Source organism: Hymenobacter tibetensis, assembly GCF_022827545.1.
In the GTDB taxonomy this organism is placed as follows: Bacteria; Bacteroidota; Bacteroidia; order Cytophagales; family Hymenobacteraceae; genus Hymenobacter; species Hymenobacter tibetensis.
This window is the reverse complement of record NZ_CP094669.1, coordinates 1704370-1724082: the sequence shown is the minus strand read 5'-3', so window position 1 is coordinate 1724082 and position 19713 is coordinate 1704370. Positions and strand designations below refer to the sequence as shown.

Annotated in this window: 15 protein-coding genes; 4 read left to right on the top strand and 11 right to left on the bottom strand. The window is 55.4% G+C overall.

Annotated features, from left to right (window positions below; all coding sequences use genetic code 11):
* Positions 1-99: 99 nt before the first annotated feature.
* The 4 genes from MTX78_RS06955 (at position 100) to MTX78_RS06940 (ending at position 4197) form a co-directional block, all read left to right on the top strand.
* Positions 100-627: an NADPH-dependent FMN reductase gene (locus MTX78_RS06955; protein WP_243801144.1), complete on the top strand. Its 528-nt coding sequence runs from the start codon at positions 100-102 to the stop codon at positions 625-627.
* Positions 628-899: 272 nt separating this feature from the next.
* Complete coding sequence (locus MTX78_RS06950) at positions 900-1745, top strand: MbnP family protein (protein WP_243801143.1); 846 nt, start codon at positions 900-902, stop codon at positions 1743-1745.
* A 17-nt stretch (positions 1746-1762) separates the two neighbouring features.
* Complete coding sequence (locus MTX78_RS06945; protein ID WP_243801142.1) at positions 1763-2827, top strand: cytochrome-c peroxidase; 1065 nt, start codon at positions 1763-1765, stop codon at positions 2825-2827.
* 209 nt (positions 2828-3036) lie between these two features.
* Entirely contained in the window at positions 3037-4197 is a 1161-nt protein-coding gene (locus tag MTX78_RS06940) for a cytochrome-c peroxidase (RefSeq protein ID WP_243801140.1), read from the top strand.
* A 324-nt stretch (positions 4198-4521) separates the two neighbouring features.
* On the opposite strand, the gene ftsZ is transcribed toward MTX78_RS06940, so the two are convergent.
* From ftsZ to MTX78_RS06885, 11 genes are all read right to left on the bottom strand, one after another.
* Entirely contained in the window at positions 4522-6012 is a 1491-nt protein-coding gene (gene ftsZ / locus MTX78_RS06935; protein ID WP_243801138.1) for a cell division protein FtsZ, read from the bottom strand.
* 81 nt (positions 6013-6093) lie between these two features.
* Positions 6094-7488, bottom strand: a complete 1395-nt coding sequence (ftsA, locus tag MTX78_RS06930) for a cell division protein FtsA (protein WP_243801136.1) — start codon at positions 7486-7488, stop codon at positions 6094-6096.
* 94 nt (positions 7489-7582) lie between these two features.
* Entirely contained in the window at positions 7583-8347 is a 765-nt protein-coding gene (locus MTX78_RS06925) for a cell division protein FtsQ/DivIB (RefSeq protein ID WP_243801135.1), read from the bottom strand.
* On the bottom strand, positions 8331-9710 hold the full coding sequence (murC, locus tag MTX78_RS06920; RefSeq protein ID WP_243801133.1) for a UDP-N-acetylmuramate--L-alanine ligase: 1380 nt from the start codon (positions 9708-9710) through the stop codon (positions 8331-8333). The genes MTX78_RS06925 and murC overlap by 17 nt, the downstream gene beginning before the upstream one ends.
* An 83-nt stretch (positions 9711-9793) precedes the next feature.
* Complete coding sequence (gene murG / locus MTX78_RS06915; protein ID WP_243801131.1) at positions 9794-10930, bottom strand: undecaprenyldiphospho-muramoylpentapeptide beta-N-acetylglucosaminyltransferase; 1137 nt, start codon at positions 10928-10930, stop codon at positions 9794-9796.
* A 60-nt stretch (positions 10931-10990) separates the two neighbouring features.
* Positions 10991-12169 (bottom strand): FtsW/RodA/SpoVE family cell cycle protein, encoded by a 1179-nt coding sequence (locus MTX78_RS06910; protein ID WP_243801130.1) that lies wholly within the window; start codon positions 12167-12169, stop codon positions 10991-10993.
* A gap of 70 nt (positions 12170-12239) precedes the next feature.
* Positions 12240-13610, bottom strand: coding sequence for a UDP-N-acetylmuramoyl-L-alanine--D-glutamate ligase (murD, locus tag MTX78_RS06905; RefSeq protein ID WP_243801129.1), 1371 nt, complete (start codon positions 13608-13610; stop codon positions 12240-12242).
* Between the two features lie 62 nt (positions 13611-13672).
* Positions 13673-14893, bottom strand: coding sequence for a phospho-N-acetylmuramoyl-pentapeptide-transferase (gene mraY, locus MTX78_RS06900; RefSeq protein ID WP_243801128.1), 1221 nt, complete (start codon positions 14891-14893; stop codon positions 13673-13675).
* Between the two features lie 108 nt (positions 14894-15001).
* Positions 15002-16489 (bottom strand): UDP-N-acetylmuramoyl-L-alanyl-D-glutamate--2,6-diaminopimelate ligase, encoded by a 1488-nt coding sequence (locus MTX78_RS06895; protein ID WP_394805608.1) that lies wholly within the window; start codon positions 16487-16489, stop codon positions 15002-15004.
* A gap of 55 nt (positions 16490-16544) precedes the next feature.
* Entirely contained in the window at positions 16545-18968 is a 2424-nt protein-coding gene (locus tag MTX78_RS06890; RefSeq protein ID WP_243801126.1) for a penicillin-binding protein, read from the bottom strand.
* Positions 18952-19710, bottom strand: coding sequence for an FtsL-like putative cell division protein (locus tag MTX78_RS06885; protein WP_243801125.1), 759 nt, complete (start codon positions 19708-19710; stop codon positions 18952-18954). The genes MTX78_RS06890 and MTX78_RS06885 overlap by 17 nt, the downstream gene beginning before the upstream one ends.
* Positions 19711-19713: the final 3 nt, after the last annotated feature.

The window sequence follows — 19713 nt, the reverse complement described above, 5'->3', positions numbered from 1 at the left end:
TGCTTTTCGCCTTTCTCTGTAAGCCAGATTGCTGTTTTCTTTGTTCAGTTGCTGGCTTCGCCGCGGATGCCGCTTTCCATCTTTCACTTTCTTCGTTGCATGATAACTGTCATTGCTGGTACCAATCGTCCTACATCCCGTGCCCGACATATTGCGAATCTGTACATCAGCCTGTTGCAGCAGCACAACGTAGAGTGTCAGTTGTTGGATCTGGCATTACTGCCTGATGACGTAAGCGTATCAGCCCTCTACCACAATGTGGGCAACCACGATGGCTTCAATGACCTAGCGGCCCTAGCCAGTACGGCCGATAAATTGGTGATGGTGGTGCCCGAATACAACTGCTCGTATCCGGGCGTACTCAAAACCTTCATTGACGGTCTCCCCTACCCAGGTGGGATTCGAGGCAAAAAGGCGGCACTGATTGGCTTGTCGTCGGGTGGGCAAGGTGGCCTACTCGCTCTGAGCCACCTCACCGATGTACTCATGTACCTTGGCACTGCTGTGCTACCAGCTCGAGTACGGCTGCCTTTTATTGATAAGCACTTAAACGCCGAGGGCAATTTGAGCCACCCCTTATACATGCAACTATTGCAAGAGCAAGTCGAACAATTGATAGCCTTTTAACGGACACGACTTCGTGTTCTGTTACATAGTCCAGGCACGAGGTTGGTTTGCCGCAACGATGTCTAGTTAGCTTTATAAGAAAGCGCAATGGCAAGGTCAGCTGCTTGAAGAATCTATATGCTAGATTTATGGTGTTGGCTAAAAGCCTTCCTATACTTTGCTAGCAACCTCCGACGTTTGTTTGTTGTCCAGCTTGTTGTTGCCTATAGCTCACTCGAGCTATTACTTGGCAGCACACGCCTTTCCAGCGTGTAGCTTATACTTCAACTGGAATGGCACTTTTACCACGCCAGTTACCTTTCACAAGTGAAAAGTTTTCGACGATGAACATCCTAAAATATACCGCCTGTGTCCTTAGCTTATTAGCCACGTCTGCGGCATGTATAACCGCATGCACCAAAGACACTGATGCGCCAGTACCCACCGATAAAGTGGGAAAAGTGACCATAGAATTTGAGAATGTAGTAGGTGGCAGCCCGCTCGAATTAAATAGACGCAGCTTGTATGCTACTCCTTCTGGCGACCAGTTCTCAGTCTCTACCTTTCGCTACTATATCTCCAATATCAAGCTAACTAAGTCCGCTGAGTTTATCCAGCAAACCAAACCGCAGGAATCTGATTTCGTTCAGCCGGAAAGCTATTACCTAATAGACCAGGCGCTGGAAGGTTCGCGCAGATTTACCATCGAAAATGTACCTGCTGGCGAGTACAGCGACATTGAGTTTACGATTGGCGTAGATGCTGCTCGTAACTCGGGAGGTGCCCAAACAGGCGCCTTAGCAGTCAGCGACATGTTTTGGGTGTGGGACACTGGATATATCTTTACAAAGATGGAAGGCCGTTCCGATCAGTCGCCTACCAAGGCCCTGGTGTTCCATATTGGGGGCAACAACAACATCAAGACTGTTTCACCGGCTATGAATGGAAAAATCATTCAGGTACGCGAAAACAGAACGCCTGAGGTATTTCTGCGTGCAGACTTGCTTAGAATGTTTACGGGAGCTACTACAATCCTTTTTCAAAATACTAACAACGTGATGGGCGGCGAAGAGGCGGCCCAGATAGCCAAGAACCAGGCAGATGGCATGTTCACAGTTGACCGGGTACGTAGCAACTAAGTGAAACTTTCTTCAAAGTGAAAACACCCAACCCGCCAGTATATGTGTGGCTTTTATGGAGCTTGCTGGGGCTGTTTTTCGCTGGTTGCCAACCTGGTACTCAAGTAGTATCAACTGATGAGATACCTGGTATCTCGATACCAGCCAACTTTCCTGCGCCGGTGTATAGCGCCGAAATGAACCCACCCAGCCGCGCTGGATTCGAGTTGGGCCGCACACTATTCTATGATCCGCAGCTCTCTCGTACCGGTGACATATCGTGTAGCAGTTGCCATCAGCAAACTACTGCCTTCGCTAACACCGGACACCGTTTAAGCAAGGGAATCAACGATAAGTTGGGCGTTCGGAACGCGCCAGCTCTGCAGAACCTACGCTGGAAAAAAAACTTCTTCTGGGACGGAGGACCCAAGCACATCGAAACGGTGCCACTCGCTCCTATTACGCATCCGCTGGAGATGGGTGAAACGATAGAAAACGTACTACGCAAGCTTAATGCTGATTCCAGCTATCAACGCCAGTTTGCGCAGGTTTTTGGAGGCACCGGGCCCATCGACTCGTATCAGTTTTTGCGTGCCATGGCACAATTCACAGCGGCTCTCACTTCCAACAACTCTCGGTACGACCAGTACTCCCGGCACGAACCCGGCGCTACACTTCGCACAAGCGAGCTGCGGGGCTTAGCCGTAGTACGCCAGAAGTGCGGAAACTGTCATGCTGGCGAGTTATTCACCGACGAGTCGTTTCGCAACAACGGCCTTGACCGAACCTTCCCATCGGACTCAGGCCGAGCCCATATTACCAGAAGCAGACAAGACGCCGGGCGATTCAAAGTGCCGAGCCTGCGCAACGTCGCCCTGACGGCTCCCTACATGCACGACGGCCGCTTCGCTACGCTCCCCGACGTACTCGACCACTACAGCCGTGGCATGGTGGAATCAGCCTCACTTGACCCACAGTTCCGGCGCCATGGCTTGGGCCCAGGGGTTGCCCTTTCCACTCAAGAACGCCAAGATTTACTGGCCTTCTTGGAAACCCTCACCGACACAACCTTCCTGCATGACCCAAGGCTAGCCAAACACTAGCATTACTTGTCTTTAATCGAAGAATGCTGCATTGAATCTATACCAAGCTAGGATCGGTGTTTTGCTAGATGACTCACCACTTGAGGTAGCTACAAACTCAGGCACAAAGTCCTCCGCTACTGTTACAGCAAAGAGCAGGAAAGACAGCCTTATCCTGAATGAAGGCACCACTAAATCAGTAACTTGAGAGCTTATTCGCTGTATTCCATATGATTTCAAACCTCATCCGTCAACGCGTTACACTATTGCTACCAGCAATGGTATTGCTATTCGTTGCAGGCTGTGGTGACAAAGAGGGCAAAGACCCAGAGCCGGAGCCTACTCCCACTGTTCCGGCCACTCCCTACAATCTGACGCTACCAACGCAACTCCCTCAGACGGTGGTGCTACCAGCCAACAATCCGCTGACAGTGGAGGGCGTGGACCTCGGCCGCAAGCTATTCTATGAAGTACGGCTCTCGCGCGACAACTCTATGTCGTGTGGTAGTTGCCATCAACAGAGTAAGGCGTTTACTGATGGCCGGACGCTGGCCGTTGGTGTCGATGGAAAACCGCACTCACGCAACGCTATGTCGTTGGTGAACTTGCTATGGGAACCGAACCTGAACTGGGACGGCTCGGCTAATGCGCTGGAAACGCAGGCTCGCACCCCTATTGAGAATCCCGTTGAGTTGCACCAAAGCTTAGCCGATGGCGTCCGGAAGCTGCAGCAGACTACTTTGTACCCGCCTTTGTTTGCGGCAGCTTTCGGTTCATCTACCATCACCGAAGAGAACACGCTGAAGGCACTAGCGCAATTTGAGCGGACGCTAATTTCCTCGAACACGCGGTACGAAAAGTCACTGCTGCCCGGTGGCGCCCGGCTTAGCCCCGACGAGCGCGCTGGACGGGTCTTGTTTTTCAACCACCCAGGTGAAGGGGGGAACATACTGGCACGGGGTGGCTCCTGCGACCATTGCCACAACGGCAACAACTACTTGTTTACTGCTAGCAGCTTCACTTCCCCTGGTGGCAATACACAGTATTTCAACAACGGGCTGACAGTAGCATCTGACCTAGGCCGGTTTGGCGTAACCGGTGCAACTGCCGACCGGGGTAAGTTTCGAGTCCCGACGTTGCGCAACATTGCTCTTACCGCTCCTTACATGCATGACGGCCGCTTCCAAACGCTGGAAGAAGTGGTTGACCACTACAACGAGCACATTGACACCAACACTGCCGATCCTATTTTACTGCTTTCCAACACCCGCAACGGCTCGAAACTCGACCTCACAGCCACCGAAAAACGACAGTTGGTTGCATTTCTGAAAACGCTTACCGATTCCACTTTCATTCAGGATCCACGCTTCTCCGACCCGTTCAAGCCTTAATCTTGTGGTGGCATATCAGCCACTAAGGATATAGAATCAGCTGTAACCAGTGTCATGCGCAAGCCAAGCCACTTTATTTCAAGCGTTATGTGGCATCGTCTCCGCCTCCTAGTATTCGTTATCGGCGTGATAATGGCTACCTCCTGCTCTTCTATGTCTTCTACGCGCCAGCTTAGCCCCGACCGAGAGCCCGGCAGGCTCCTCTCCGATTCAACTGCCTTATCCGAAGATTCCTCACAGAATCTTTAGCTTAACTGAATTATTACAAACAAAGAGGCCCTTGAACTGTCAAGGGCCTCTTTGTTTCTTACGTAAAATCGAAGCTTAGTCCACGTTGTCGTGAAGGAAACGGTTGTCTCCGAGCAATTCGTTATCGTCCGAAAGATTGAAGCGGCTAATGTTTCGCTCGGAAGAAGGCGTCACATTTTCCAGCTTCACTTGCCGACGGAGATAGGCTGGCGTCTCCAATTGATCCTTTATCGTTTCGTTGGAAATACCGTTGCTGAGTTCCTGCAAGCGGCGGCGGCGCTCTTCGGCACGAGCATCAAGAGCCGGCCGACCGGGTAATGGTGGCGCAGGTTGTGGCGCTTGATACACCACTGGATCGGGAGCGGGTGAAGAGGGGGCAGCCACGGGCGGTACCGGCGCATTGTAGGGCGACGTTTCCAAGTCAAACTTCACTGGCTGAGGCTCTGGAGCCGGGGGCGGCGTGCTGGTGAAGGTCGGCACTACAGGCATTACCGGGGTTGACTCCTGACGCTCCCGATCAAAAATGTTGATTTGGGGGTCTGGCTGGGGTGCCTCAGGCTCCGGCTCGCGCGTGGAAGGTGTGACTGTAATTGTGTGCGCTTCGCGAGCAAAGCCCGTAGCAATTACCGTCACGCGAATGCTCTGTCCCAAGGTGGAGTCGATACCGTGACCGAAGATAACCTCGGCGTTTTGACCGGCTTTGTCTTGAATGCACTCGGTGATTTCCGTCAACTCGTCCATCTCCAGTTCAGCCTGGTCGCCGGACATGATGCTGAGCAGAATGCGCTGGGCCCCGTGGATGTCGGTGTTGTTGAGCAACGGCGAGGCCAATGCCTCTTCGGCAGCACGGCGGGCGCGGTTTTCGCCGTCCGTGATGCTGCTTCCCATTACGGCCGCACCACTGTCTTTCATCACCGTTTTAACGTCTTCAAAGTCGACGTTCACATCGGCTGTTACCGTTATGATTTCGGCAATAGACTTGGCGGCGGTGCTCAATACGTTGTCGGCCTTGGCGAAAGCCGAGCGGATAGGCAGGTTACCGTAAATCTCGCGGAGCTTATCGTTAAGAATTACCAGTACGGTGTCGCAGTTCTCGCTCAGCTCTTTGATTCCTAGCTCAGCTTGTTGGCGCTTTTTCTTGCCTTCAAACATGAAGGGCGCCGTCACGATACCTACCGTAAGAATGCCTAGCTCTTTGGCAACTTTGGCGATAACCGGTGCCGCACCCGTGCCGGTACCACCACCCATACCAGCCGTGATGAATACCATCTTGGTGCCATTGCTAAGCAGCTCCCTGATTTGCTCCCGGCTCTCAATGGCCGCTTGCTTACCGCGTTCCGGATTGGCTCCGGCTCCAAGGCCTTCGGTCAAATCCATACCAATTTGCAACCGGTTGGGCACCGTAGAAGAGGCCAACGCTTGCTTGTCGGTGTTACAGATGACGAACTCTACGTCCTTTATGCCCTGGCCAAACATGTGGTTGACGGCGTTGGAGCCGCCCCCACCCACGCCAATCACCTTGATGATGGACTTGGATTGCGCCGGGATGTCGAATTTATAATTCATGAGGTGAGTGGCTAAATGGTTGTGTGGTTAAATTGTTGGTCGTTCAACGACAACCATTTAGCAATTCAACCATTTAACAGATTAGTACTTGGTGTCGTCGAAGTCGTCAATTAGCAGTCCTTTGGTACGGCTGATAATGTCCTGGAAAAACTTACCAGCGCCAGATGGCTTCTTCGGCTCTTTTGGTTCAGTTGGCTTTTGCGCTACAGGCTTAGCGGCCGGCACGGGTGCCGGGGTCGGCGCGGGCGCTGGTGCTTGGTAATACGGCGCTGGCTGCGGAATGTGCTGTTGCTCCTGCTCGTAATTGCGGTTCAGACGCTCGTCGAGCGAACGGTAACCAGCCAACACAAGACCAACCGTGGTGGCAAACATCGGCGACTTCACAGCCTCAATCTTGCTCTTGCCTAAGTGCTCGTTCGGGTAGCCGATACGGGTATCGAGGCCGGTTACGTATTCGGTAAGCTGCACCAAGTTCTGGAGCTGCGACCCGCCACCCGTCAGCACGATGCCGGCGGCCAGCTTGTCGGCGTGGCCGGTGCGCTGGATTTCGGCATATACCAACTCGATGATTTCCTCCATCCGGGCCTCGATGATGTAGGCCAGGTTTTTGAGAGAAATTTCCTTTGGTGCCCGGTCGCGCAGACCAGGGATGCTTACAATTTCATAATCGGAAGCTTCCTCGGCAATGGCTTTACCGAACTTCACCTTCAGTTGCTCGGCTTGGTTCTGCATCACCTGGCAGCCCAACTTGATGTCGGAGGTTACGATGTTGCCCCCGAAAGGCAATACTGCCGCGTGGCGGATGATACCGTCTTTGAAGATGGCCAAATCGGTGGTACCACCCCCAATGTCAATGAGTGCTACACCCGCCTCCTTCTCCTCGTCCGACAATACGGACATAGAAGAAGACAGCGGCTCCAGAATCAGATTGTCGATTTCCAGGCCAGCCTTGGTAACGCACTTGTTGATGTTGTTGATGGCCGTGCTTTGCGCCGTGATGATGTGGAAGTTGCCCTCCAAACGCACGCCCGACATGCCCACAGGGTCCATGATGCCTTCCTCGTAATCCACCTTGTAGTCTTGGGGCATTACGTGGATGATCTGTGAACCGGGCGGGGTTACGAGGCGGTACATGTCGCCGGTGAGGCGCTCTACATCTTCCTGCGTGATTTCGCTGTCAGCGGAAGCGCGCGTGATGCTGCCGTTGTGTTGCAAGCTCTTAATATGCTGCCCGGCAATACCTACGTTCACTACGCCGATATTAATGCCTGACATTTCTTCGGCTTGCCGAATGGCCCGCCGGATAGCGTCTACCGTCTTGTCGATGTTGGACACAATACCGCGCACCACGCCTTCCGACACAGCCTTGCCCATGCCCAGTATTTCGAGTTTGCCAAACTCGTTTTTGCGGCCTACAAGGGCACAGATTTTTGTGGTTCCGATGTCGAGGCCGACTACAATCTTATCGTGTTGCATGTGGAAGGGTCGGGTAAAGCTGGCGAGGGAATAGCAATTGGATGCGGTGTGACTTGGCAAAAATAGCCTTTTCAGGCCTTGAGAGCAGAAAAAACTACTCGCAGATGATTTGATCTTTGAACTCTACGTTGACGCGGTGGTACGTATTCCAACCAAGCGCCGGCGGAATTTGACGGTAAAATACCATCAGTTTCGCGAATTTTTCCGAAATATTCTCCGGAAAGCCAAATTCTACCCGTTGGTCGCCTACCTGTTGCGTGAAGGAAACCTTGCCGTTGGGAGCAATGAATACTTCAGCTATCTGAGCGCGCCAAAAGGGTTTTTCATCAATATAGCGCAATAATTCGAGGTAGCGTTGGCCGGTGGAATCTTGGAAGAAGGAAGCAGCCAATGGAGCTCCTCCCTGCCGCGCCACCGGCACTACCCGAGCCGTGAACAACGACGAGAGTGGCAGCTTGTGGCCGTCAGCATCCAGGTAGGAATCGAGGCGCGTGTTGGAGTGAATAAGGCGGGCTATGGGACGGTTCTGGCGCACATCGGCGTGCAAGTTGCCAGATAGGTCGCGGTACACTTGGGCATCCTTAACAAAGGAATGGGCCTTTAGGCGGGCCTCCAAGGCGGGCAAGTCTAGGTCATCGGGGGTGGTGCCCTCTAGGCGTTGCTCTCCTCCACGCGTGAGCAGGCTGGTTACTTCCTGTTCGCTGATGAAGAAGTTGTTGAACTCGTTGCTTATCGTGACTATCACTTGACCCACCGGCCGGTGAGCTTGCCGAACACCGGCAAACACAGCCAAGCCCCCTAGCAGCAGCAAGCAGCTAGTAGCAAAGAGAATGTTGTGGACCTTACGCTTGAGCTTCATTCCAGCGAATATCTAAAATATTCTTTAAATCAGGTACTAACTTATCGATATCCCCGGCTCCGACTGTTGCGAGTACGTCGAAATTCGAGTCAGCACCCGCATTTGCCAAAATTTTGTCACTGGTCTGCAGCGACTTTTGAGGGGCAGTTATTTGGGACAAAATCAATTCTGAAGTGACGCCTTCCAAGGGTAATTCCCGAGCCGGGTAAATATCCATCAAGACAACCTCATCGGCCAGGCTAAGGCTTTCAGCAAAGCCTGCAGCAAAGTCGCGGGTGCGGGTGAACAAGTGGGGTTGGAATACCACACGTAGCTGACGCCCGGGATACAACGCCCGCACAGAACGTAAAAAAGCTTCTATTTCGCGTGGATGATGGGCATAATCATCCACATATACTTTTGGCTGCTCGGGCGTACCGGCCGTTACGATGAACTCGAACCGGCGCTTTACTCCTTTATAGGCGGCTACAGCAGCTTGCAGATGCTCGGGGCTCACGCCCTCTAGTTGCGCTACGCAAGCGGCGGCCAACATGTTTTCCACATTGTGGTAGCCGGGCACCGCCAACGTCAATGCATCCACTGAACCCTGAGGGCCATGCAGCGCAAAATGGAACTGGTGGCCCTGGGCCGTAATATTAGAAGCAGACAGTTCCGGGCCTTGCTCGGGGTTGAGCCCATAGCGAATTACCCGGACGCCTGCTGGCACGGCGGCCGCTACGCTGGCATCGGCTGTGTGGTTGATGATAAGGGTACCACCGGGTTGAATCTGCCCTACAAACTGCCGGAACGACTCTACTAGCGCCTCTTTGTTACCATAGATATCGAGGTGGTCGGCATCGGTGCTCGTAACAATGGCAATGGTGGGGTGTAGCGTCAGGAAGCTCCGGTCATACTCATCAGCTTCCACCACAATGGGCACGTCAGAGTTACCAATTGGAGGCAACAGCAGATTTGAGCCCAGGTTCACGGAGATACCGCCCAAGAAGGCGGCGCACGGTACGCCTGCATGATGCAGCAAATGCGCTACCATGCTACTGGTAGTGGTTTTGCCGTGGGTGCCGGCCACGGCAATAGTGCGGTGGCCCTGCGTGAGCACCCCAAGCACCTGGCTACGCTTGCGAATATCATAGCCCTTTTCACGTAGCCAAGCCCACTCTTGATGGTCTTTCGGGATAGCAGGCGTCAGCACAACGAGGGTTTGGGCTGGATTCTCGCGCACGGCAGCCGGGATACTGGCTACTGCATCATCGTAGTGCACGGCAATACCTTCCGCCGCCAGCGCCTCCGTAAGGGGCGTGCTGGTTTTGTCGTAGCCCGCTACGGTGTGGCCATTGGCTTGAAACCAGCGTGCCAGTGCGGACATGCCAATGCCTCCAATGCCAAGGAAGTAGACGTAAGGAAATGCTGCGACAGGGTTCAAGGGAAGATTTGAGTCTAGATGTTGAATTATGACTTAGAACTGTTGCTCACCAGTTTCAGCAGTTCATTGACGATGGTGGTGGTAGCGGCTGGCCGAGCCAACTGCAATACCTGGGTTGTCAGTTGCTGTTGCTGCGTGGAGTCTTGTAGTAGGGCAAGCGCTGTATCGTAGAGCTTGGCAGGCGCTTCGTTGTCGGCTACCAATAGAGCAGCATTTTTCCGAACCAAGGCCATGGCGTTTTTGGTTTGGTGGTCTTCTGCCACGTTCGGCGAAGGCACCAGGATGCTGGGTTTACCGGTCAAACACAACTCCGACACCGACAATGCCCCGGCGCGGCTCACCACCACGTTGGCGGCGGCGTAGGCTAGATCCATGCGTTGCACAAATTCCAGTGCCTTCAGGTTATCGGTGGCGAAAGGGGCCGCTTGCTGCGCAGCTTCCGGATAGTAGAGCTTACCCGTTTGCCACAACAGCTGCACCCCAGCCGCTTGCAGGCGCGGCAGCGCAGCCGCCGTGGCGTGGTTGAGGGTGCGAGCACCCAGGCTGCCGCCTATGACGAGCAACACGGGCCGATCCGGCGCAAGGCCGAAGAACTGCAAGGCTTCGGCGCGGTTGCCGCTGGCTATTTCGGTACGAACAGGATTCCCGGTCAGTACGAGCTTCTCCTCCGGAAAAAACTTCTCCATCCCATCATAGGCCACGCAAATTTTGTTGACCCGGCGGCTCAGCAGCTTGTTCACGAGCCCCGCGTAAGAATTCTGCTCTTGAATAAGGCTAGGAATACCGCGCGAGGTAGCCGCTAGCAACACCGGTGCCGACGCGTAGCCCCCCACCCCTACCACCACATCGGGCCGGAATTTTTCGATGAGCTTGCCCGCCTTGCGTACCGCCCGCATCACCTTGATGGGGAAAAGCAGGTTCTGCGGCGTTAGTCGGCGCTGTAGGCCCGCAATGTCGAGCCCCACGATTTCGTAGCCGGCTTCGGGTACCCGCGTCATTTCCATCCGGCCATTGGCACCCACAAACAAGATTTCAGCGTCCGGTTGGCGGCGGCGCACTTCGTTGGCAATAGCTACCGCCGGGAAGATATGCCCGCCCGTGCCGCCACCACTGATGATGACGCGTAGTGCATGTGAGGTAGGGTGGGGCTTCTTATCGGGCATTTCTGTTTTCTGGCAAGTTGGGGCGGCGTGAAACCGCAGGGTAGTATAGGGTTGCGCTGCTTACGCGTAGGAAGAGACTTTCGGAATGCGGGCCGTATCGGCGGGTTCGCCGGCTACTGGGCGGATTTCCCGCTCGCCCCGGCTTACCGCCAGGATAATGCCGATGCTAATACCCGTAAAGATGAGTGAAGTACCACCCATACTTAGCAGCGGCAACGGCAACCCCGTAATCGGGCCTAAGCCCACCGCTACGCCCATGTTCACCATAGCTTGCAGCACCAAACTAAAGGTGAGGCCTGCTGAAAGCAGCCCTCCGAAAGCGCCGTAACTGTTCACTACCGTCAGCAGCCCACGATAGAGGAAGGCAATGTAGAGGAAGACCACAAAGGCCCCACCGACCATTCCATACTCTTCGATGATGATGGCAAAAATGAAGTCGGAGTACGGGTGCGGCAGGATATTGCGCTCCGTGCTGTTGCCAGGGCCCTTGCCGGTTACACCGCCCGTAGCAATGGCAATGTAGCTGTGCTCCAGCTGGAATGGTACTGGCTTGCTTTTGTCAGTGAAGTTCTCGACCCGGCTTAGCACCGTTTTATAGCGCTGACCCGAGGAAAGACCAATGCCTCCCACGACCAGCCCAATAGCTACCATCACGGCCATTTGCTTGAGCGGCACCCGCCCGATAAACATCAGCAACAGGCAAGTGGCAAACAGCAACAAGGCCGTAGAGGCGTTACTTAGAATGATGATACCGCAAATCAACCCCACCCATAGCATGACGGGGAGCAGCGTGGTTTTGAAGTCTTGCACCTGTTGTTGGCGGCGGCTCAGCATGGACGCCAAGTGCGCAATCAATGCCAACTTGGCTAAGTCAGAGGGCTGAAAGGTTTGGTTGATAACTGGGATGGTCAGCCAGCGAGAGGCTTCGTTGATGTTCGAACCCATGAAATAGGTGAACATGAGCAGCGGCACTGACAGCAGCAGCGCGTACAACGACAGCCGCGAGTAGTAGCGGTAGTCGATGCGGTGCGCCAGCCACATGAAGGCTAGCCCCACGAAGATCAGGCCGGTGTGCTTGAGCAGGAAGTATTCAGTGTTGCCTGCCCGCTGCTTGTACGCCAGCGTGCCGGTGGCCGAATACACTACGGCAATACTGATCAGGGAAAACAGAATCACAATGCCCCACAGCACCGGGTCACCTTTCAAGTTCTGCCGCAGCCAGTTTTTGATGATGTCCATGAGAGTAGTTGAATGACTGAGTGACTGTAAAAACTGATGGAAACATGCAATGAGCGACCGAACGGTGGCCTTACCTGCTCGACTCCTCGGTTACTTTCTTCACCGCGGCCGCAAACTGACGGCCCCGGTCTTCATAGTTCTTAAATAAATCGAACGAGGCACAGGCTGGCGACAGCAGCACCACGCCGCCAGGCGGTGCCAGTTCGGCGGCACGGCGCACGGCGGTTTCCACGCTTTGCGTTTCTTCCAACTGCGGCACCACGGAATTGAAAACAGTGCGCAGCTTTTCGTTGTCGACGCCGAGGCAAATCAGGGCTTTCACCTTGGCCTCCGCTAGCGGCACGAGCGTAGCATAGTCGTTGCCCTTATCGGTACCGCCTGCAATCCACACAATAGGGCCCTTGATACCGTCGAGAGCATACCAGGCAGCTTCCACGTTGGTGGCTTTGCTGTCGTTGATGAAACGCACGCCGTTGCTTTCGCCTACAAGTTGCAGGCGGTGGTCGGCGTTGTGGAACGTGGCCAGGCCGGCCTCAATCTGTGGCTTCTCTATGCCGGCCAGCCGAGCACACAATACGGCAGCCATCATGTTCTGGCGGTTGTGCTGCCCGATGAGCGGCGAACTGGCGGTGTTTATTTTTTCGGTTTCACTGAAATAGCCGGGCTGCAAATCCACGCAAATGTTTTCCTCATCCAAGTAGTATGCACCCAACTGGTAGTCGGGGTGGTGGTGCAGGCTGAAGGGCAACTGCTGGACCGAGCGCAAGGCGGCTTGGAAGTACCGCTGGATATTCTCGTCGTCGGCGTTGTAGATGAAGTGGCCGTTGCTGTCCTGGTTGCGCATGATGCGCAACTTGGCTTCGGCGTAGCTGGCCATGGAGTAGTTGTACCGGTCGAGGTGGTCGGGGGTGATGTTGAGCAGCACCGAAATCCAGGGCCGGAAATGGTAGGTATCGTCGAGTTGGAAGCTGCTCAGCTCCACCACGTAGTATTCAAACTGGTCTGCTATCACCTGCTCGGCAAGGCTGAACCCCACATTGCCGGCTAGCCCAACGCTATACCCGGCTTCTTTCAGCAAATGATAAGTGAGCAGCGTGGTAGTAGTCTTACCATTGGTACCGGTGATGCAAATGCATTTGGCCGTGGTATGGCGTCCCGCCAACTCGATTTCCGAAATAATGGGTGTTCCTTTCTCACGCAAAGCCTGAATGACAGGCGCCTTTTCGGGAATACCAGGACTCTTCACTACCTCATCGGCCCTGAGTATTTCTTCTAGCGTGTGCTGGTTTTCCTCGAAAGGAATACCGGCTTGGGCCAGCTTCTCCTTATATATAGGCTGAATGGGGCTCTTGTCGGACACGAACACGGAGTGGCCTTTGGCCTGCGCTAACAGCGCAGCCCCTACTCCACTTTCGGCCGCTCCTAATACTACAATGTGCATAGTTGATGTTCGTATGAAATGTCTCGTCGGACCTTATTAGATATGGGCTTGCGAGAAAGGGGTTAGCGCAGTTTCAGAGTAACCAAGGTTAGGACAGCCAGCATGATGCCTACAATCCAGAAGCGCGACACGATTTTGGATTCGTGGTAACCGAGTTTCTGGTAGTGGTGGTGTAGCGGCGACATGCGCAGCAGCCGCTTGCCTTCACCGTACTTCTTGCGCGTGTATTTGAAGTAGCTCACCTGCAACATCACCGACAAGCTTTCCACCAAAAACACCCCACACAGCACCGGAATCAGCAACTCTTTGCGCACAATCAGGGCCAGCACCGCAATGATGCCCCCAATGGCCAACGAGCCGGTATCACCCATGAACACCTGCGCCGGATACGAGTTGTACCACAAGAACCCCACGCATGCTCCCACGAAAGCAGTACAGAAAATAACCAGCTCGCCGGAGTTCGGAATGAACATGATGTCGAGATAATCAGCCAGGAAGGCGTTACCACTCACGAAGCAGAACACCGCCAGCGTGGTCCCGATGATGGCCGAAGTACCTGCTGCTAATCCGTCGAGGCCGTCCGTGAGGTTGGCACCGTTGCTAACCGCCGTGATGATGAGGATGACGATGGGGATGTAGAAGAAAGCGTAATACTCGTTGAAGAAGTCGCCGGCCGTGGCGAACAGGTCGCCGTAGTTCAGCTCGTTGTTCTTAAGGAAGGGCACTGTAGTAATCATCAGCTTCACGTCCTGGTACACCTTGCTGGCATCTACCGCCGAGAGTTGGCCATCGGGCAGCAGGTACTGGCGCACGGTTACCTCGTTGGAGAAGAATAGCACCCACCCTACCGTCAAGCCAAGTCCTACCTGACCTAAAATCTTGAACCGGCCCGCTAGCCCTTCCTTGTCCTTCTTTACTACCTTGATATAGTCGTCGACAAAGCCAATCAACCCGAGCCACACGGTGCTGAGCAGCATCAGCACAATGTAGATGTTGTCGAGCTTAGCAAACAGCAGCACCGGCACCAGAATAGCCAGCAGAATAATCAGCCCGCCCATGGTGGGCGTGCCTTTCTTCTCCAACTGACCCTGCAACCCCAAGTCGCGCACTGTCTCACCAATTTGCGCCCGCTGCAGCACCCGAATCAACGGCTTGCCGAAGAATTGCGCAATAATGAGAGAAGTAACTACCGCCATAGCTGCCCGAAACGTGATGTACTGAAACACCCCCGTTCCGGGTATATGATGCACTTTGTAGAGGTAGTTGAAGAGGTAATACAGCATGAGCGCAGGGTTAGCAGGTTGCAGTCAGTGAAGGAGCAAGCTGCAAAGGTTCCAGTTTTTTCAGGTCAGGCAAGCGTTGTGTTTTTGCAGATTTTCATTAACGGCTCTTTATTTTCCAAGCAGTTCAAACATCTCCTGTAGCACTTTTTTATCATCGAATTCGGCGCGGACGCCTCTCACTTCTTGGTAGGTTTCGTGGCCTTTACCCGCTACCAGCACAATGTCGCCGGGGCCGGCCAAGAGCACAGCGGCCCGGATGGCTTCGCGCCGGTCGGGGATGGTAGCCACTTTAGCTAGGTCCTGCGGCTTTACACCGGCTTGCATTTCCGAGAGGATAGCCAGCGGATCTTCAAAGCGCGGATTGTCGGCGGTGAGCACCACCTTGTCTGAACCCTGGCAGGCGAGGTTGGCCATGATGGGGCGTTTGGCGCCATCGCGGTTGCCACCGCAGCCCACCACCGTAATGACTTGCTGGCTTGGCTGGCGAATATCGGCGATGGTGTCCAGCACATTCTCCAACGCGTCCGGCGTGTGCGCATAGTCGATGATACCGGTGACGTGGGTTTTCTCGGATACAATCGGCTCGAAACGGCCCGGCGCCGACAACAGCCCCGAAAGCACCGTCAGCACCTCCGACGAGTCTTCACCCAGCAGCACGGCCGCGCCGTACACGGCTAGCAGGTTGTAGGCATTGAACACGCCAATCAACCGAAACTGCACTTCTCGTCCATCCACTTCGAGGTGCAAGCCGTGCACCGCATTTTCAATCAGCTTGCCCCGGAAGGTGGCTGCGCCGCGTAGCGAGTAGGTTTCGCGGCGGGCAGCGGTGTTTTGCAGCATCACGATGCCGCGCTTGTCGTCGGCGTTGGTGAGCGCAAAAGCCGTTTTCGGCAGACTATCGAAAAAGCCCTTCTTAGCTTTCAGATAGTTATCGAAGGTACCGTGGTAATCGAGGTGGTCGTGGGTGAGATTGGTAAAGATGCCGCCAACGAAGCGCAAGGCCGTGGTCCGGTGCTGCACCACCGCGTGCGAGCTAACCTCCATGCAAGCATGGGTGCAGCCTGCCGCCACCATGCGGGCCAGCAGCTCGTTTAGCCGAATAGCATCGGGCGTGGTGTGGGTAGCCGGAATTACTTGTTCGTCGATTTGGTTTTGCACCGTGCTTAGCAGACCGGCATGGTAGCCTAGCTCCCGCAGCAGCTTGTGCAGCAGCGTGGCGCACGTGGTTTTGCCGTTGGTACCCGTAACCCCAATCAGCTGCAAGCTGCGCGACGGATGCCCATAAAACGCCGCCGCCATGTGCGCCATAGCCTCCGCCGAATCGGGTACTTGCACGTAGGCCGTGCCGGGCTCCATAACGGCGGGCAGGTCTTCACAGACAACCACCGACGTGCCTTGGGCCACTGCGTTGGAAATGAAATGGTGACCATCGGTGGCCGCGCCGCGTAGGGCAAAGAACACAACACCAGGAGCAGCCTGCCGCGAATCGAGCGTGAGGGCCTGCACCGGCACATCGGTTGGGCCGTGCTGATTTTGCACGGTTACATCGGCCAGCAGGGCAAAGAGTGGGGGCGTTATTTCTTTATCGGTCGACAAGGTTTCTCGTGGTTGTGCTGGGGGTGTTGGCCTACAGAAAGCCGGAGGCTATTCCTTAAGCTTTTTTGGGCTTGCCAGGGGCAGACTGCTGCGTTATTTGCGTAGGTCTTTTGGGTTGCTTGCGCTCAGGCTGCTTGGGTTTGGCAGGAGTTACGGTCTGCTCGGGCTTCTTCTCTGCTTTTTTAGCTTCTACCGCCGGGGTGTTGCCGTTTTTGGCGGCCAACCGGGCTTTTGCCTTGGCCGCCAACTCGCGGGTTTTGGCCGCCAAATCAGTGTCTACAGGCGTCAGGAGCTTGTTTTCAGCTAGCTGGCTGGGAGCGGGAGCCGCCAACGGCACTGGCGCAGACGAGGAGCGCTGCCCAATGGGTTCCAGTGCCAATGCCACCACCATGCCGCGCCGCACGGCGGCTCCGGCGTCCACCGATTGCGCTTTCACGCGGCCCGTTCCCATGGTTTGCACCCGTATACCTCGGTTTTCCAGCAAGAACAGGGCGTCGCGCAGGGTCAGGCCCCGGACATCGGGCACCCGGCCGGGGCGAACAGCCAGGGGCTGCAGCTCCAGCGCATCAATGCCACTATCGGACGCAGCGGGCACCCGCACCCAGTCTTCCTCAGGCGTTACAGTTTCGTTCTTGACACCGATCTTCTCGAATACCAGCCGCAATTCGTCTTGCATACCAGCCTGCACCACCGGCGTTTTGGCCCGGTTGGTAGGCGTGCGCGCCAGCACTGGGCGCTGGCTAGCGGCATCCCGCGCCATGGCTTTGTCGGCCACTTCCTTGAATACTGGAGCGGCCACGTCGGCCCCATAGATCCGGCCCTTCTTCGGCGAATCCACTACCACGATGCACGAGTACTTCGGCTTATCGGCGGGGAAATAGCCACAGAAGCTGGTGGAGTAGGTGCGGGTATAGGCGCCGTTTTTGAATTTCCAGGCCGTACCGGTTTTGCCAGCAATGGAGTAGTCTTCGGAGCGGATGCCGCGGGCGGTTCCTTCCGTCACTACGCCTTCCATCATGGCTTTCACTTTGGCCAGCGTTTCGTCGGAGCAGATTTTAGGATTGAGCACCACCGTCTCGTAGCGCTCCAGCACTTTGTCTACCTGCTTGATTTCCTTAACAATCATCGGCTGCACCTTCACGCCGCCGTTAGCCACGGCGTTATAGAACGCCAAGGTCTGTAGGGGCGCTAATTTCAGCTCGTAGCCGATGCTCATGGTGGTGAGGGACGTCCGGCTCCAGGAACGGTCCAGTGGGTCTTTCACGTAGGGCCGCGCCTCGCCGGCCATCTGGAAGCCCAGAGGCTTGTGCAGCCCAAAGCGCTTCAGATAATCGGTGTATTTGCTGGGATTTTTGCTGAACTGCCGGTCCACGAGTACTGCCACCCCAATGTTGCTGGACTTCTCGAACACCTGCTTCACCGAAATCTTGCCGTAGCCGTGTGAGTCGGTTTTCACGGCCCCCCCGATGTACATGCGCCCGTTGCCGGTGTCCACCATGTCTTCCAGCGTCATGTCGGGGTTGTCTTCCAGCACCGCCATCAAGGAAGCTAGCTTGAACGTAGAGCCTGGCTCGGTGCGGCCCTGGTCGGCAATGGCGTAGTTGTAGTCTTCGCGGTAGATGCCCTCGGCCACTTTGCCCAGGTTTGCCACCGCTTTGATGGCGCCGGTCTGCACCTCCATCAAAATCACGCAGCCATACTGCGCATTGTTATCCACCAACGACTTGTACAGCGCGTTTTCGGCCACGTCCTGGAGGTTGATATCCAGCGTGGTCTTCACGTCGTAGCCGTCGATGGGCTTAATTTCAGTGCCGTCGTAGATAGGCTTATTACCGCCGGGCAGGCGCTCAAACAGGGCTTCCCCGTCTTTGCCAGCCAAGTGGCGGTTGAACGTGAACTCCAGCCCTGCTCCGTTTTTGTCTTCGTTGATGAAGCCGACCGTACGCTGAGCTAGCCCACCGAAGGGACGGAAGCGCTTGTCCACCTTCTCGAAAATGACGCCGCCTTTGTTTTTGCCTGCTCGGAAGATGGGCCACGTGGCAATTTCTTTCTTTTCCTGAAAGTTAATTTGCCGCGAGTTCAGCCGCAGATAGCGCACATGCGAGCTGTAAGCGTTTTTCAGCTTCCGACTGTATTCTTGTGGACTCTTATCACTGAAAAAGCGTGATAGTAGTAGTCCAAGCGAATCAGCTTTGCTGTAGAAAAGTTGTTTATCAACTACGCTAGGGTCCCAAGCCACCCGGAAGAAGGGCAGCGAAGTCGCCATGATGCTTTTACCATCATCGGCAATGATAGAACCCCGCGTGGCAAATACGGGCTGGTATACCACGCGCCGCTCCTGTTCCAAGGCACGCCACTTCTCTCCTTCCTTGAACTGGATGTTGCCGACCTTCCAGATGATAGCCGCACAGAACAAGCACACGCCCAAGAACGCCAGCCGTACCCGGGTGACGATGGATTTTTTAACGCTTCCTTTCATTGCGACGAGTGCTGTTAGCAGGTTTGGAAGCCGCGGGCTGCTCTAGCGCAGGCTGGCCGGTAGCATCAGTTCCGATGGGTACGGGCGGCGCCCCCACCTCTAGGTTCACCGAGTCGAGGGGGGCCACCGGCCCGGCCCGACGTAGCGAGTCGCGCAGGGCGCGGGCCGCCAGCGAGTCGGCAGTGAGTATCGGCACCAAGTCCAGCGCCGCTTCATCGAGACGGCCAGAAGGCACTTCGATTCGGAACGGGGGCGAGGAGCTTTCCACCAAGCCGTAGGCGGCCACCTTGCGGGCTACCTCACTTTGCTTGCTGGCCTCCATGTAGTCGGATTTCAGGGTGGTGTAGTCGGCGCGCAAATCTTCGGTTTCCAGCTTCAGCTTCTGGATGGCACGATTCATTCGGGTGGCGTAGTGCGTGTTGCCGATGTACACCAGAATCAGAAACATCACGAACAGCACGTGCGGCAGGTAGCGCACGGGCAGCCCTTCCCGGAACAAGCCATCCATCCGCGTAACGCGCTCCAACAGCGTGAATACGCTCCAAGAACTTCGCGGCCCCACTGGGCGCGTTGGCCGGGGTGCTTTCTGCTCGGGCTCCGGTTTGGGTGCTGGTGCTGGTGCTGGTGCGGGAGCCGGTGCTGCTACCACAGGCTCAGGCGCAACCACAAACTCCGGCACCACGGCACGAGGCGCGTTGGTGCGGGGTTGCTTAGCGACGGGTTTTATTGTATTAGTTGCCACTAG